Raw genomic sequence first — 15,097 nt, 5'->3', positions numbered from 1 at the left:
CATTCGCTGCGCCTGGCTGCCTATGGTGCGCAGTTCCGCTGCTCGCCACAAGGCGTGTAGCCCGTCTTCAGAAGGAACCCGATGATGCGCCGTCCAGCTGCTTTTCTCGCTCTGTGTGCAAGCCTTGTGCTTTCTACCCAAGCCTTGGCAGCCGAGCTGCCGCAACGCTGGGTCAGCGCGGGTGGCGCCTTGAGCGAGTGGATAACCGCATTGGGGGGTGAAGCGCGCCTGGTCGGTGTGGACACTACCAGTCAGCACCCGGCCTCGTTGAAAGCCTTGCCCAGTGTGGGTTATCAGCGACAACTGTCGGCCGAGGGTATTCTCAGCCTGCGTCCGGATGTGCTGGTGGGCACCGAGGAAATGGGGCCGCCACCGGTACTGGCGCAAATCCGCAAGGCCGGCGTGCGGGTCGAGTTGTTCTCCAGCAAGGCCGAGCTGCCGGCAGTAGATGAAAACCTCAGGCACCTGGGGCAGTTGCTCGGTGCAGAGCAGCAAGCGTCCGCGCTTGCAGCGGACTACCGCCAGCGGCTCGATGCGTTGCAGGCCAACGTCAAGCTGGCCCAGGCCGGGCAGCAGGCCCCTGGGGTGTTGCTGCTGGTCGACCATGCCGGGGCCAAGCCGCTGATCGCCGGGCAAGGCACTGCCGGTGACTGGCTGCTGAGCCAGGCGGGTGGGCGTAACCTGGCCGCGCACCCAGGCTACAAGAACTTCTCCAACGAAGCGTTGGCGGCGCTTGACCCGGATGTGATCGTGTTTTCCGACCGGGCGCTGGCCGATGAACAGGCCTTGCAGGCGCTGTTGAAAGAAAACCCCGCGCTGGCTGCCTCGCGGGCCGTGCGTGAGAAACGCCTGGTCTCCTTGGACCCGACGCTGCTGGTCGGCGGGCTCGGGCCTCGGCTACCGGCGACCTTGCAGTCGCTGGCAGCCACCTTCTACCCGGCTGCTCAGGCCAGCTTCGCGCAATGAAACAGCGGGTCTCGCCACGTACGTTGTTCATTAGCCTGAGCCTGCTGTGCCTGTTGGCGATCTGGCTGTCACTGGCGCTGGGGCCAGTCAGCCTGCCAATGTTCGATACCCTGCGCGCTGGCCTGCGCCTTTTGGGATTGCCTGTGTCCGAAGATGGCCTGCAGCAGGCCGAGATGATCCTTGGCCAGATCCGTCTGCCCCGTACCTTGTTGGGGTTGGCGGTGGGCGCGGTGCTGGCGCTGTCCGGGGTGGCCATGCAGGGGCTGTTTCGCAACCCGCTGGCCGACCCCGGGCTGGTAGGGGTTGCCGCCGGCGCCGCGATGGGGGCAGCGGTTGCCATTGTTGGCGGCGCCTGGTTTGGCGGCATGCCGGATGCTTTCGCGCCTTATCTGCTGTCGTTCTGCGCGTTTGTCGGCGGGCTTGGGGTAACTGCGCTGGTCTACCGCCTGGGGCGCCGCGATGGCCAGACCAACGTCGCCACGATGCTATTGGCTGGCGTGGCCATGACCGCACTGGGGGGCGCGGCCGTGGGGCTGTTCTCTTACCTGGCCGATGACGCCACCTTGCGCACGCTGACGTTCTGGAACCTTGGCAGCCTCAATGGCGCCAGCTATGAGCGGCTGTGGCCATTGTTGCTGGTGGCGACAGGGGTAGCGGTGTGGCTGCCGCGCCGGGCCAAGGCGCTGAATGCCCTGTTGCTGGGTGAGTCGGAGGCGCGTCACCTGGGCGTTGACGTGGAGCGGCTCAAGCGTGAGCTGGTGTTCTGCACGGCGCTGGGCGTGGGGGCGGCAGTGGCGGCAGCCGGGTTGATCGGCTTCATCGGCCTGGTAGTGCCGCACCTGGTACGTCTGCTGGCCGGACCTGATCACCGTGTGGTGCTGCCTGCCTCGCTGCTGGCCGGCGGTGTACTGATGTTGTTCGCTGACCTGGCGGCGCGGCTGCTACTGGCGCCTGCCGAGCTGCCGATTGGTATCGTCACGGCCTTCATTGGTGCGCCGTTCTTCCTGTTCCTGCTGATGCGAGGGCGCGGCTGATGTTGCATGTAGAGGGCCTGTACCTGCGCAGGGGCAGCAATGAGGTGCTGCACGACATTCACCTGCAGTTGCCTCCGGGGCAGGTCGTGGGTGTGCTCGGTCCCAACGGTGCCGGCAAGAGCAGCCTCCTGAGTGTGCTGTGCGGTGAACTGGCGCCCGACCGCGGGCGGGTAACGCTGCAGGGCCGCCCGCTGGCCGATTGGGCCGGACAGGAACGGGCAAGGCGCCTGGCAGTGTTGCCGCAGGTGTCCAGCCTGGGTTTCTCGTTTCGGGTGGAGGAAGTGGTAGGCATGGGGCGCATGCCTCATGGCACCGGTCAGCGGCGCGATGCGGAAATTGTCGAAGCGGCGTTGCGGGCGGCAGATGCCTGGCACCTGGTGGAGCGCAGCTACCTGGCGCTTTCCGGTGGCGAGCGGCAACGGGTACACCTGGCCCGCGTGCTGGCGCAGCTATGGCCGGGGGAGGAGGGCAGCACGTTGTTGCTCGACGAACCGACCTCGATGCTCGACCCGCTGCATCAGCACACCACCCTGGAAGCCGTACGCCGCTTCGCCGACTGCGGTGCTGCAGTGTTGGTGATCCTGCATGACCTGAACCTGGCGGCACGTTACTGTGACCGTATCCTGTTGCTGGAACAGGGGCGCTGCCACGCGTTTGCCACGCCCGAAGAGGCACTGACCCCAGCGGCACTGAAGGCGGTGTACGGTATTGACGTGTTGGTGCAGGCGCACCCCGAGCGCGGGCACCCGCTGATCATCACCCGTTGATGTTCTCAACGCGTGCATGGCCTTTGTGAAAGTGGCCTTGTCTTGCGACCGGCCCGCCCCCGGTGCAGGCCATTTAAAGTGTGGATGACATGGAGTAACTGCCGATGCGACACCCGATGCTATCCGGTTTCTCGCTGTGCCTGGTACTGGCGATAGGCGGCTGTCAGGCCAGCCTGCCGCCGTTGCCCGCCTGGCAGAGCAGTGAAGGTCGCACGCACGCCGAGCTGGGAAAGATTGTCGACCTGTCCAATGAGCAGGCCATAAGCCCTGAAACGCTGGTGCAGCGCCTGGCTGATGCGCCCCGAGTGCTTGTCGGCGAGAAGCATGACAACCCTGACCATCACGCGCTGCAACTGTGGCTGCTGCGCGCTCTTCAAGGCCAGCGCACTCAGGGCAGCCTGTTGCTGGAGATGCTGCAGCCCAGCCAGCAATCGCGGGTGGACAAGCTGGTGGGGCAGCCTTTGCCGGAAGACTTGCCCAAGGCACTGGCCTGGCAGGAGGGCTGGGATTGGCAGTTGTACGGGCCGATTGTCACCGAAGCCTTGCAGCATCGGGTGACGTTGCTGGCCGCCAACCTTTCGCCCGACGAGATGCGTCAGGCCTATCGACAGCCGGCGCCGGTGCAGGGCGAAAAGTCCAATGCACCCGCGGTAAAGGCTGCCTTGCTGGAACAGGTGCGCGCCGGGCATTGCGGGATGCTGCCGGAAAACCAGTTACCGGCGATGCTGGCCGTTCAGCAGCAGCGCGACCGGCGCATGGCCGAGCGCTTGCAGGCGGCACCGCAGCCGGCGCTGCTGTTTGCCGGGGCTTACCATGTGCGCAAGGACCTGGGCATACCCTTGCATCTGGCTGACCTGGGGGTGTCGGGGGAGAGCAAGGTTTTGCTGCTGGCTGAGGTGGGCGAGCGAGTCGAGCCTGGCGAGGCTGATTATGTGTGGTACACGGCGGCGATGCCGGAGCAGGATTATTGTGCGCAGCTGCGGCGTTGATCCTGAAAAAGCACAGGCAAAAAAAAGACCCGGCAAATTGCCGGGTCAATAACCGTGATTAGCCTGATGAGGAGATAATCTGAGAGTCCGAACCAGGGGCTCTTAGCTTATCCAACCAGTCTCGCGACCAGTTGTGATAATCATAACAATTCTCATTTAGCCGTCAATCCCTTTACCCCGATTATTTTGGTTTTTTTTGCGCAGGGTTTTTCGCGTCCAATTGTTGGTTGAGTGCTTCCTTGCGTTCGAGCGGCAAATCGTTCCAGTGCATGTCCAGCAGGGCGCCTTCAATGGCATACAACAGCACCTTCGATGCACGGAACCCTCGTGTCTTCACGGCCTGGTACGCACCCACCGCGCCCAGGCGGCGCAAATCCGATGCACTGTGGATGCCGGCTGCATGCAGCCACTGCGCAGACGTCTTGCCAAGGTTCTTCAGATGCTGCAATTCATCGTTCATCGAGCCTCCTTGCGATGGCTGAACGGGAATGGGGGATAAATCGCGAGCAGGTCTGAGAGGAGTGTAGCGGGCGTTGGGAAATATGCGGCTTTTTGCCATCGGGTGATGAGCGGCCTGTGCCTGCCCCTTCGCGGGCAGGCACAGGAAGATGACGAACTTACAGGCCAGGCAACCGCTGGCGAATCTGCTCGATCACTTGATCCATGCTGCCGGCAGCCTGGGTATCGACGCGGGTGCTGTGCACCAGCTCCTGCGCATCCAGCGCCTCACGGCTGGCCTGCTGGGCCTTGATCACCTCCAGCGTGGCATCCGAGGGGTCGCTGTTTTCAGCCTGGCGCTGCTCCAGCCAACTGGCGATGACCGCCTCTGGCGCGTGGCAGTCGAGGATGAGGAACGGCACGCCGGTCTGGCTGGCAACCTCTGCCGCAGCCTGGCGTTGTTCACGCTTGAGGTAGGTGGCGTCCAGCACCACCGGGAAGCCGGCGCGCAGCACGGTCGCAGCTATCTCGTGCAGGCGCAGATAGGTCGCAGCGCTGGCGTCCTGGTCATAGATGCCTGTGCTCAGTTGGCCGGCGTCGGCCTGCTGTTGTTCGCCGAACAGGCGCTTGCGCTCCACGTCCGAACGCACGCGCACTGCACCCAAGGCCTCGACCAGGCGCATGGCCACGTGACTTTTGCCCACCGCCGAAACACCATGGGTGATGGCCAGCAGGCGCGACGGGATGGCGCTGTAACTTTCGGCCAGGTTGGCGTAGTTGCGGTAGGTGCGCAGGGTGGTGGCACGTTGCACGCCATCGGCGTCGGCCGGCATGCTGAACAGTGCGACCTTGGCCCGCACCAGCGCACGGTAGGCTTTGTAGAAGTTGAGCAGTTCCAGGCCTTCGTAATCCCCCGTCAGTTCCAGGTACTGGCTGATGAAGCGCCGGGCCAGGCATTTCAGGCCGCGGTCTTCCAGGTCCATGGCCAGGAAGGCGGTGTCGGCGTAGACGTCGGTCAGTCGGAAAGGCTCGTTGAATTCGATGCAATCGAAAATCACCACCTTGCCATCGATCAAGGTGGCGTTGCCCAGGTGAATGTCACCGTGGCACTCACGGATGAAGCCATTGGCCTTGCGCTTTTCCAGCAGCCCTTGCAGGCGCTCGAAGCTGCTGCGGGCCCAGGCCTGCAGGGCGTCAAGTTGCTGCAGATCGGCTTTGTCGCTGAGGAATGGGCGAATCTGCTCGAAGTTCTGCTCCACCGGGGCCATCACGCTGTCTGGCGTGCCCAGCGGGTGCTCCATCGGCACACGCGGCGCCTGAAGGTGAAAATCGGCAATCTGCCGGGCCATCTGGTCGATGTGCGTGGCGTTCAGTTCGCCATTGGCCTGCAGGGTGTTGAGCATCTGCCCCTGGGGGAACTGGCGCATCTTCAGCGCGTACTCGATGGCTACGCCTTCTCCACCGATCTGCGGTGCGTCGACGCTACCGGTGATGGGCAACACTTCCAGGTACAGGCCTTCGGTCAGGCGTTGGTTCAGGCGCAATTCTTCGTTACAGAAATGCTGGCGCTGGTCCAGTCCGGTGAAGTCCAGGAAGCCGAAATTCATCGGTTTCTTGATCTTGTAGGCGTATTCGCCAGTGAGCAGGACCCAGGAGATATGCGTCTCGATGAGCTGAAACCCCTCCACGGGGTGAGGGTACAGGGCAGGGTTCTGCAACGCAGTAATAAGAGCTTGGCTCACGGCAAATCCTTCCGGGGCAAGGGAATTCGAATGCGCCATTATGGTCAATGGTGCCGTCCCTGCCTACCGCCGGGCCGTCTGCCCAGCCTTTATAAAGTGCGTATAATCCGCCGCCATGACCCGAACCCGAAATCCCCGCACCCCTCAGAAACGCCCGACCGGCCGCTCCCGCGCCTGGCTGGGCTGGGCTTTGAAGCTCAGCCTGGTTGGCCTGGTGATCGTCGCCGGCTTCGCGGTTTACCTCGATGCCGTCGTCCAGGAAAAGTTCTCCGGCAAGCGCTGGACCATTCCGGCCAAAGTGTATGCCCGACCGCTGGAGCTGTTCACCGGCCAGAAGTTGAGCAAGAACGACTTCCTCACCGAGCTCGATGCGCTCGGCTACCGTCGCGAAAACGCGGCCAACGGCCCGGGCGCTGCGTCCGTCAGCGGCAATACCGTCGACCTCAATACCCGTGGCTTTCAGTTCTACGAGGGCATGGAGCCGGCGCAGTTCGTCCGTGTACGCTTCTCTGGCGATTACGTTGCAGGCCTTTCCGGTGCCAATGGCAAGGCGCTTGACGTGGTGCGGCTGGAGCCGCTGATGATCGGCGGCATCTATCCGAAAAATCTCGAAGACCGCATCCTGATCAAGATCGATCAGGTACCCAAATATCTGCTCGAAACCTTGGTGGCCACGGAAGACCGCGAGTTTTACAGCCACTACGGCGTGTCGCCAAAGTCCATCGCCCGGGCCATGTGGGTCAACACGTCGTCCGGCTCGATGCGCCAGGGTGGCAGTACCCTGACCCAGCAGTTGGTGAAGAACTTCTACCTCAGCAGCGAGCGCAGCCTCAGCCGCAAGCTGACCGAGGCGATGATGGCGGTCCTGCTCGAACTGCACTACGACAAGCGCGAAATCCTTGAGGCTTACCTCAACGAGGTGTTCGTCGGCCAAGACGGTCAACGCGCGGTGCACGGCTTTGGTCTGGCGAGCCAGTTCTTCTTCAGCCAGCCGCTGTCTGAGCTGAAACTGCATCAGATCGCCCTGCTGGTGGGCATGGTCAAAGGCCCGTCCTACTACAACCCGCGGCGTCACCCCGAGCGTGCCTTGGCTCGCCGCAACCTGGTGCTCGACCTGGTGGCCGAGCAGGGCGTGGCCAGCCAGGCAGAAGTCGATGCGGCGAAGAAAATGCCGCTGGGCGTGACCAAGCGTGGCAGCCTGGCCGACAGCTCGTTCCCTGCCTTCCTCGACCTGGTCAAGCGACAGTTGCGCCAGGACTACCGCGACGAAGACTTGACCGAAGAAGGCCTGCGCATCTTTACCAGCTTCGACCCTATCCTGCAGATGAAGGCCGAAACCTCGATGAGCGAGACCTTCAAGCGCCTGGCGGGCCGCAAGGGGGCAGACGATGTCGAAGCGGCAATGGTCGTGACCAACCCTGAAACCGGTGAAGTACAGGCGCTGATCGGTAGCCGCCAGGCAGGTTTTGCCGGTTTCAACCGGGCCATCGATGCTGTACGGCCGATCGGCTCCCTGGTCAAACCGTCGGTATACCTGACTGCGCTGGAGCAGCCGAGCAAGTACACCCTGACCAGTTGGGTGCAGGACGAGCCATTTTCGGTCAAAGGGGCTGACGGCCAGGTCTGGCGCCCGCAAAACTATGACCGCCGCCCGCATGGCACTATCTACCTGTACCAGGGGCTGGCCAACTCTTACAACCTGTCGACCGCCAAGCTCGGCCTGGAAGTGGGTGTGCCGAACGTGATCAAGACCATTGGTCGTTTGGGCGTGAATGTCGACTGGCCAGCGTTTCCGGCCATGTTGCTGGGGGCGGGTGGCATGTCGCCGATGCAGGTCGCAACCATGTACCAGACCATCGCCAACGGCGGCTTCAACACGCCGATGCGCGGTATCCGCAGCGTGCTCACCGCCGAGGGCGAGCCGCTCAAGCGCTACCCGTTCCAGATCCAGCAAACCTTCGACCCGGGTGCCATTTACCTGGTGCAGAACGCCATGCAGCGTGTAATGCGCGAAGGTACAGGGCGTTCGGTGTACAACACCTTGCCACGCTCGCTGACCCTGGCGGGCAAGACCGGTACCAGTAACGACTCGCGTGACAGCTGGTTCTCCGGCTTCAGTCAGGATCTGCTGGCCGTGGTGTGGATGGGCCGTGACGATAACGGCAAGACACCGTTTACCGGCGCCACCGGCGCCTTGCAGGTGTGGACCAGCTTCATGAAGAAAGCCGACCCGCTGCCGCTGGATATGCCGCAACCGGATAACGTGGTGCAGGCCTGGATCGACCCTTACACAGGCCACGGGTCTGATGCCAGCTGTCCGGGAGCGGTGCAGATGCCGTATATTCGCGGGAGTGAGCCGCCGGCCGGCGCAACCTGTGGCGGCGAGCAGGACCCAGTCGAATCGGTAATGGACTGGGTCAAGGGCTGGATGAATTAAGCACAGGCTGCATTGATGAGGTGTGACGTGAACAAGTGGCTGTTTCCTGCCGTGACGGCGTTGGCTGTGCTCCAGGGGTGCTCCAGCGTCCCGCGTGGCAATATTCCGGTGGTCGACTCGAGCACCCGCGTGTCCAACAGCGAACGCGTGACGGCCAACCGCTCGGCGGGTGGCTATAACACCGGCACCGCCCAGGCGCAGACGCTGCCGGAGGATTCCGGTGTCACCGTGATGATCCCGCAGGGCGCAGGCGCATCGGGCATCCAGACATTCCCGGCGGGCAATGGCGCTGCGCCGATCAGTACCTCGCCGATCACCCCGGGGCCGATCAGTGCAGGGCCTGTCAGTTCGGCGCCGATGACCACCAATCCCAACCCGATTGCCGATGAACCCTTCGACATCGCTGCGATGAACAGTACCCCGCAAAGCGCCAGTGCGCCAACCGGTATTCCGCGCAGCGCCGCCGCCGGTGGCCTGTCGGCCGACGAGCAGCTGGACGGTCCTGTGCTGGCACTGCTGACCACTGCGAAGACGCAGCAGGGCAGTGGCGACTTCAACGGTGCCGCCTCGAGCCTGGAGCGTGCCCAGCGCATTGCTCCGCGTGAGCCGCAGGTACTGTATCGCCTGGCCCAGGTGCGCCTCTCGCAAGGTGATGCGGCGCAGGCCGAGCAGTTGGCGCGCCGCGCCCTGACCTACGCCAACGGCCGCCCAAGCCTGCAGGCAGAGCTTTGGAACACGATCGCCCAGGCCCGTGAAAAGCAGGGTGACAGCGCCGGCGCTGCGCTGGCCCGGCAAAAGGCGCGGGTCAATTCGTGATGATCGAGCAACGCGTGCTGGATATTGCCGACCACCTGCTCTTGATCGAGCGCGAGCTGCAGGTGCAAGGCTGGTGGGATGACGAGCCGCCAAGCGACGAGGCACTGGCCAGTACGGTGCCGTTCGCCGTGGATACCCTCAGTTTTGAGCAGTGGCTGCAATGGATCTTCCTGCCACGCATGAAGATCATCATCGAGCTGGGCCACCCGCTGCCCAACGCATCGAGCATCCTTGTCATGGCCGAAACCGTGTTTACCGACCGGCCAGAGCAAAGTCGTGAGCTACGCCGCCTGTTGGCAGCTTTTGACCAATTGATCGCTCCTTCCGCCTGATTTCTTCAGTTTTTCCGTCAAGGGCCGCAGATTGTGGCCCTTTTTTTTGGAAATCTTCTTAATTCTGCTGCTGAAGCGATTTTTAGTGGTGGCAGGAATTCATCTTGGGGAAAAATTGGCAATAATTTTTCTTGACTTGTTGGCGCCGAATCACAAGAATCCAACTTCCGCTGTAGAGGGACTGCCAGAAGCAGACCCGCTAAGCAGATCATGAGGTGCACACCCGCGCCGACCTGTTACACCCCGCAACGCGTTACCTCGCGCTGGGTGGGAAACCCCCGCAACACTCTGGGGATTTCCCAATACTTGCTCAGTCAGTGCTGACGTTCGCTCATGCTCTGCTTGGCAGTAAACCTATTAAGACCCGTCCAGTGAGGGCGGTATTCTGGCGTTTTAGAGGTGAACAACGTGGAGCTTTTATCTGGCGCTGAGATGGTCGTCCGCTTTTTGCGTGACGAAGGCGTTAAGCACATCTACGGGTACCCTGGTGGTGCTCTCCTGCATGTTTACGACGCACTGTTCAAAGAACCGGAAGTGGAACACATCCTGGTTCGTCACGAGCAGGCGGCCACCCATATGGCGGACGGTTACGCTCGCGCCACCGGCAAGGCCGGTGTGGTGCTGGTAACCTCCGGTCCTGGCGCAACCAATGCCATTACCGGTATTGCCACCGCCTACATGGACTCGATTCCGATGGTCATTCTGTCCGGCCAGGTGCCTAGCACCATGGTGGGCACCGATGCCTTCCAGGAAACTGACATGATCGGTATCTCGCGGCCGATCGTGAAGCACAGCTTCATGATCAAGAATCCGACCGAGATCCCTGAAGTTCTGAAAAAAGCTTTCTACCTGGCGCAATCCGGTCGTCCAGGTCCAGTCGTGGTCGACATTCCAAAAGATATGACCAACCCGGCTGAGAAGTTCGAATACGTCTACCCGAAAAAGGTCAAGCTGCGCTCCTACAGCCCGGCGGTCCGTGGTCACTCCGGCCAGATCCGCAAGGCTGCCGAGATGCTTCTGGCGGCCAAGCGCCCGGTCGTCTACTCCGGTGGCGGTGTGATCCTCGGCGGTGGCTCCGAAGCCTTGACTGAAATCGCCAAGTCGCTGAACCTGCCGGTCACCAATACCCTGATGGGGTTGGGTGGCTTCCCGGGTACCGACCGCCAGTTCCTCGGCATGCTCGGCATGCATGGCAGCTACACCGCCAACATGGCCATGCACAATGCCGACGTCATCTTTGCCGTCGGTGCGCGTTTCGACGATCGCGTTGTAAACGGTCCGGCCAAGTTCTGCCCGAACGCCAAGATCATCCACATCGACATCGACCCGGCGTCGATCTCGAAGATGATCAAGGCCGACGTGCCAATCGTCGGCCCGGTCGACAGCGTGCTCAGCGAAATGCTCGGCATCCTCAAGGAAATCGGCGAGCAGCCTGACAAGGCTTCGCTGGATGCCTGGTGGAAGCAGATTGACGAATGGCGTGGCAATGGCGAGTTGTTCCCTTACGACAAGGGCGATGGCAACGTCATCAAACCGCAAAAAGTCATCGAGACACTGTGTGAAGTGACCAATGGCGATGCCTTCGTCACTTCCGACGTGGGCCAGCATCAGATGTTTGCCGCGCAGTACTACCGCTTCAACAAGCCAAACCGCTGGATCAACTCCGGTGGCCTGGGCACCATGGGCTTCGGCTTCCCGGCGGCGATGGGCGTCAAGCTCAACTTCCCGGATCAGGACGTGGCCTGTGTGACCGGCGAAGGCAGCATCCAGATGAACATCCAGGAGCTGTCTACCTGCATGCAATACGGCCTGCCGGTGAAGATCGTCAACCTGAACAACGGTGTGTTGGGCATGGTCCGCCAATGGCAGGACATGGCCTACAACGGTCGTCACTCGCACTCGTACGTCGAGTCGCTGCCTGACTTCATCAAGCTGGCCGAGGCCTATGGCCATGTGGGTATCCGCATCACCAGCCTGAAGGACCTCAAGCCGAAGCTGGAAGAAGCGTTTGCGATGAAGGACCGTCTGGTGTTCATCGACATCGCGGTTGACCGCAGTGAGCACGTCTATCCGATGCAGATCAAGGATGGCTCGATGCGTGACATGTGGCTGAGCAAGACGGAGCGTACCTGATATGCGGCACATCATTTCCCTGCTGCTGGAAAACGAACCAGGTGCGTTGTCCCGCGTGGTCGGCCTGTTCTCCCAGCGCAACTACAACATTGAAAGCCTGACTGTAGCGCCAACCGAAGACCCGACCCTGTCGCGTCTGACGCTGACCACCGTTGGCCATGACGAAGTGATCGAACAGATCACCAAGAACCTGAACAAGCTGGTCGAAGTGGTCAAGCTTGTCGACCTGTCGGAAAGCGCTCACATCGAGCGTGAACTGATGCTGGTCAAGGTCAAGGCCACCGGTGCCCAGCGTGCCGAGATCAAGCGCACTACGGATATCTTCCGTGGCCAGATCGTCGACGTGACCGCCAGCGTGTACACCGTGCAGCTGAGCGGTACCAGCGACAAACTGGACAGCTTCATCCAGGCGATCGGCACTGCATCGATTCTGGAAACCGTGCGCAGCGGCGTTACCGGCATTGCCCGTGGCGACAAAGTGCTCAGCATCTAAATCCAAAAAATTAGCGATGGCTCCGCAGGGGCCGAGATATAACCAGGGGTATTTTCATGAAAGTTTTCTACGATAAAGACTGCGACCTTTCCATCATCCAGGGTAAGAAAGTCGCCATCATCGGTTACGGCTCCCAGGGCCACGCTCAGGCGTGCAACCTGAAAGACTCCGGTGTAGACGTTACCGTCGGTCTGCGTAAAGGTTCGGCTACCGTTGCCAAGGCTGAAGCCCACGGCCTGAAAGTTGCCGACGTTGCTACCGCTGTCGCTGCGGCTGACCTGGTCATGATCCTGACCCCGGACGAGTTCCAGGGCGCTCTGTACAAGAACGAAATCGAGCCGAACATCAAGAAGGGCGCTACCCTGGCCTTCTCTCACGGCTTCTCGATCCACTACAACCAGGTTGTTCCGCGTGCCGACCTCGACGTGATCATGATCGCGCCGAAAGCCCCGGGCCACACCGTTCGCTCCGAGTTTGTCAAAGGCGGCGGCATCCCTGACCTGATCGCTATCTACCAGGACGCATCCGGCAACGCCAAGAACGTCGCACTGTCCTACGCTTCGGGCGTGGGTGGTGGCCGTACCGGTATCATCGAAACCACCTTCAAGGACGAAACCGAAACCGACCTGTTCGGTGAGCAGGCTGTTCTGTGTGGCGGTACCGTCGAGCTGGTCAAAGCCGGTTTCGAAACCCTGGTCGAAGCTGGCTACGCGCCGGAAATGGCCTACTTCGAGTGCCTGCACGAGCTGAAACTGATCGTAGACCTCATGTACGAAGGCGGCATCGCCAACATGAACTACTCGATCTCCAACAACGCCGAATACGGTGAGTACGTCACTGGCCCGGAAGTCATCAACGAAGAATCCCGCAAGGCCATGCGCAATGCCCTGAAGCGCATCCAGGACGGCGAGTACGCGAAGATGTTCATCTCCGAAGGTGCTACCAACTACCCATCGATGACCGCCAAGCGCCGCAACAACGCCGCTCACGGCATCGAAATCATCGGCGAGCAGCTGCGCTCGATGATGCCGTGGATCTCGGCTAACAAAATCGTCGACAAGACCAAGAACTAAGTCTTATCGAAAGATGAAAAACGCGGCTTCGGCCGCGTTTTTTCGTTCTGGCATCCAGCTTCTGGTATAAAGCAGACCAGTGGCTCGCTGTCAGAACCTGTTTCGCGGGCCCGTGTCGAACATTTTCCATCCTGTTGCAAGGTACCCTCCATGAGCGAACGTCCCGAAGAGCCGAACAAGCCCTCCGACGCCGAAAGCCTGCTACCTGTCGATGAGCACGTTGAAGAAGGGCATGACGCCGAAGGCCGCAAGGTGCGCCATCGCGGCATCTACCTGCTGCCCAACCTGTTTACCACCGCCAACCTGTTTGCCGGTTTCTATTCCATCATCAGCTCGATGAGCGCACAGAGCGCCCTGAGTGCCGGCGACCCGCGCGAGGCGAGCAAATACTTCGCTTTTGCCGCTATCGCCATCTTCGTGGCCATGGTGCTCGACGGCCTGGACGGCCGCGTTGCGCGCATGACCAATACCCAGAGTGCCTTCGGTGCCGAGTATGACTCGCTGTCGGATATGGTCGCCTTCGGCGTGGCCCCGGCTTTGCTGGCCTTCGGCTGGGCGCTGGGTGACATGGGCAAGGTCGGCTGGATGGTTGCTTTCATCTATGTGGCCGGCGCCGCGTTGCGCCTGGCGCGCTTCAATACCCAGGTCGGTACCGCCGACAAGCGCTACTTCATCGGCCTGGCCAGCCCGGCTGCCGCAGGTGTGGTGGCGGGCACCGTATGGGCGTTCAGCGATTACGGCATCCAGGGCTCCAAGCTGTCGTTCCTGGTCGCGCTGCTGGTGGCTGCTGCTGGCATGCTGATGGTCAGCAACATCAAGTACAACAGTTTCAAGGAGCTGGACCTCAAGGGGCGCGTCCCGTTCGTGGCGATCCTGGCGGTGGTGCTGGTGTTTGCCGTCGTGTTCAGCGACCCGCCGCGTATCCTTCTGTTGATCTTCCTCGCCTATGCAGCATCGGGGCCGATCCAGTTCCTGCTGAAGGCGCGCCGTCGCAAAGCGTGAAAATCACTTAACGCTGGAATAACCTCACGGCTCCATAGTCTTACTGGTACATCCGTTACTCAGTGCTATGGAGCCGTTCATGCTTATCAAGCTTCCCAGGTCTTCCGAGTGCAAGGCGTCGGAGATCACCCCCGAAGGCATTTACCTTTCCCGTCGAGCCCTGCTGGGTGGCTCATTGGCTGGCTTGGCGCTAGGCGCATTGCCGGGCGGGGTGGGCGCGGCGCAAATGTCGCGTTATGCCGATGTGCAGGCGGGGGCCGCGCCGGCCTGGTTCACTGACAAGCTCGCGGCCACGCGCTGGCAAGCGGTGACGGTGAAGGACGAGGCGATTACGCCGTTCAAGGACGCCACTCACTACAACAACTTCTACGAGTTCGGGCCCGACAAGGGCGACCCGGCGGCCAATGGCGACAGCCTGAAGACCGAACCGTGGTCCATTGTGGTGGATGGTGAGGTTGGCAAGCCCGGACGCTATGCACTGGAGGACTTCGTCAAACCCTATCAGCTTGAGGAGCGGATCTATCGGCTGCGCTGCGTAGAGGCGTGGTCGATGGTCATTCCGTGGCTGGGGTTCCCTTTGGCTCAGGTGCTCAAGCAGGTCGAGCCGACTTCCAGTGCGCGTTATGTGCGTTTCGAAACGCTGAAGGATCCGCAGCATATGCCGGGGCAGCGTTCTGGCTTCGCCTTGATCGACTGGCCTTATAGAGAAGGGTTGCGCCTGGATGAGGCGATGCACCCGCTGGCAATTCTCGCAGTGGGTATGTACGGCCGGGAACTGCCCAACCAGAACGGTGCGCCGTTGCGTTTGGTGGTGCCTTGGAAGTATGGCTTCAAGAGCATCAAGTCGATTGTGCGCATCAGCCTGGTAGCGGAGC

Annotated in this window: 14 protein-coding genes (1 of these 14 only partly in view); 12 read left to right on the top strand and 2 right to left on the bottom strand. The window is 61.6% G+C overall.

Going from position 1 to position 15,097, the window contains the following annotated elements; all coding sequences use genetic code 11:
• The first annotated feature begins 81 nt into the window (after nt 1-81).
• The 4 genes from KW568_RS24890 (at nt 82) to KW568_RS24875 (ending at nt 3,756) form a co-directional block, all read left to right on the top strand.
• Nucleotides 82-966 carry a hemin ABC transporter substrate-binding protein gene (locus KW568_RS24890; protein WP_259537083.1) on the top strand — a complete coding sequence of 295 codons (885 nt, stop codon included), beginning with the start codon at nt 82-84 and terminating at the stop codon, nt 964-966.
• A gap of 50 nt (nt 967-1,016) precedes the next feature.
• Complete coding sequence (locus tag KW568_RS24885) at nt 1,017-2,000, top strand: iron ABC transporter permease (protein WP_161775158.1); 984 nt, start codon at nt 1,017-1,019, stop codon at nt 1,998-2,000.
• Nucleotides 2,000-2,767 (top strand): heme ABC transporter ATP-binding protein, encoded by a 768-nt coding sequence (locus tag KW568_RS24880; RefSeq protein ID WP_003250021.1) that lies wholly within the window; start codon nt 2,000-2,002, stop codon nt 2,765-2,767. Before KW568_RS24885 ends, KW568_RS24880 begins: the two co-directional genes overlap by 1 nt.
• Nucleotides 2,768-2,871: 104 nt before the next feature.
• Nucleotides 2,872-3,756 carry a ChaN family lipoprotein gene (locus KW568_RS24875; protein ID WP_004575790.1) on the top strand — a complete coding sequence of 295 codons (885 nt, stop codon included), beginning with the start codon at nt 2,872-2,874 and terminating at the stop codon, nt 3,754-3,756.
• A gap of 181 nt (nt 3,757-3,937) precedes the next feature.
• On the opposite strand, the gene KW568_RS24870 is transcribed toward KW568_RS24875, so the two are convergent.
• Both KW568_RS24870 and KW568_RS24865 read right to left on the bottom strand, forming a co-directional pair.
• Nucleotides 3,938-4,216, bottom strand: coding sequence for a TfoX/Sxy family protein (locus KW568_RS24870; RefSeq protein WP_003250025.1), 279 nt, complete (start codon nt 4,214-4,216; stop codon nt 3,938-3,940).
• Between the two features lie 157 nt (nt 4,217-4,373).
• Complete coding sequence (locus tag KW568_RS24865) at nt 4,374-5,936, bottom strand: bifunctional aminoglycoside phosphotransferase/ATP-binding protein (RefSeq protein ID WP_003250028.1); 1,563 nt, start codon at nt 5,934-5,936, stop codon at nt 4,374-4,376.
• A 115-nt stretch (nt 5,937-6,051) separates the two neighbouring features.
• On the opposite strand from KW568_RS24865, the gene mrcB reads away from it, so the two are divergent.
• From mrcB to msrP, 8 genes are all read left to right on the top strand, one after another.
• Nucleotides 6,052-8,373: a penicillin-binding protein 1B gene (mrcB, locus tag KW568_RS24860; protein WP_004575791.1), complete on the top strand. Its 2,322-nt coding sequence runs from the start codon at nt 6,052-6,054 to the stop codon at nt 8,371-8,373.
• A 15-nt stretch (nt 8,374-8,388) separates the two neighbouring features.
• Nucleotides 8,389-9,189 (top strand): M48 family metallopeptidase, encoded by an 801-nt coding sequence (locus tag KW568_RS24855; protein WP_017147958.1) that lies wholly within the window; start codon nt 8,389-8,391, stop codon nt 9,187-9,189.
• On the top strand, nt 9,189-9,521 hold the full coding sequence (locus tag KW568_RS24850) for a YqcC family protein (protein ID WP_003250034.1): 333 nt from the start codon (nt 9,189-9,191) through the stop codon (nt 9,519-9,521). The genes KW568_RS24855 and KW568_RS24850 overlap by 1 nt, the downstream gene beginning before the upstream one ends.
• Before the next feature lie 408 nt (nt 9,522-9,929).
• A complete protein-coding gene (locus KW568_RS24845) occupies nt 9,930-11,654 on the top strand; it encodes an acetolactate synthase 3 large subunit (protein WP_003250036.1) in 1,725 nt (574 codons plus the stop codon).
• A 1-nt stretch (nt 11,655) separates the two neighbouring features.
• Nucleotides 11,656-12,147: an acetolactate synthase small subunit gene (gene ilvN / locus KW568_RS24840; protein ID WP_003250040.1), complete on the top strand. Its 492-nt coding sequence runs from the start codon at nt 11,656-11,658 to the stop codon at nt 12,145-12,147.
• A 56-nt stretch (nt 12,148-12,203) separates the two neighbouring features.
• Nucleotides 12,204-13,220: a ketol-acid reductoisomerase gene (gene ilvC, locus KW568_RS24835; protein WP_003250043.1), complete on the top strand. Its 1,017-nt coding sequence runs from the start codon at nt 12,204-12,206 to the stop codon at nt 13,218-13,220.
• A 150-nt stretch (nt 13,221-13,370) separates the two neighbouring features.
• Nucleotides 13,371-14,222, top strand: coding sequence for a CDP-diacylglycerol--serine O-phosphatidyltransferase (gene pssA / locus KW568_RS24830; protein WP_003250045.1), 852 nt, complete (start codon nt 13,371-13,373; stop codon nt 14,220-14,222).
• Nucleotides 14,223-14,301: 79 nt separating this feature from the next.
• Nucleotides 14,302-15,097 carry the 5' portion of a protein-methionine-sulfoxide reductase catalytic subunit MsrP gene (gene msrP, locus KW568_RS24825; protein WP_014860198.1) on the top strand. Its footprint extends 218 nt past the window's final position, so only the first 796 of its 1,014 coding nucleotides appear in the window; it begins with the start codon at nt 14,302-14,304; the stop codon falls past the right edge of the window.

The sequence above is a fragment of the Pseudomonas sp. HD6515 genome, from assembly GCF_024971855.1.
In the GTDB taxonomy this organism is placed as follows: domain Bacteria; phylum Pseudomonadota; class Gammaproteobacteria; order Pseudomonadales; family Pseudomonadaceae; genus Aquipseudomonas; species Aquipseudomonas alloputida.
This window is presented reverse-complemented; position numbering and strand designations above follow the sequence as displayed.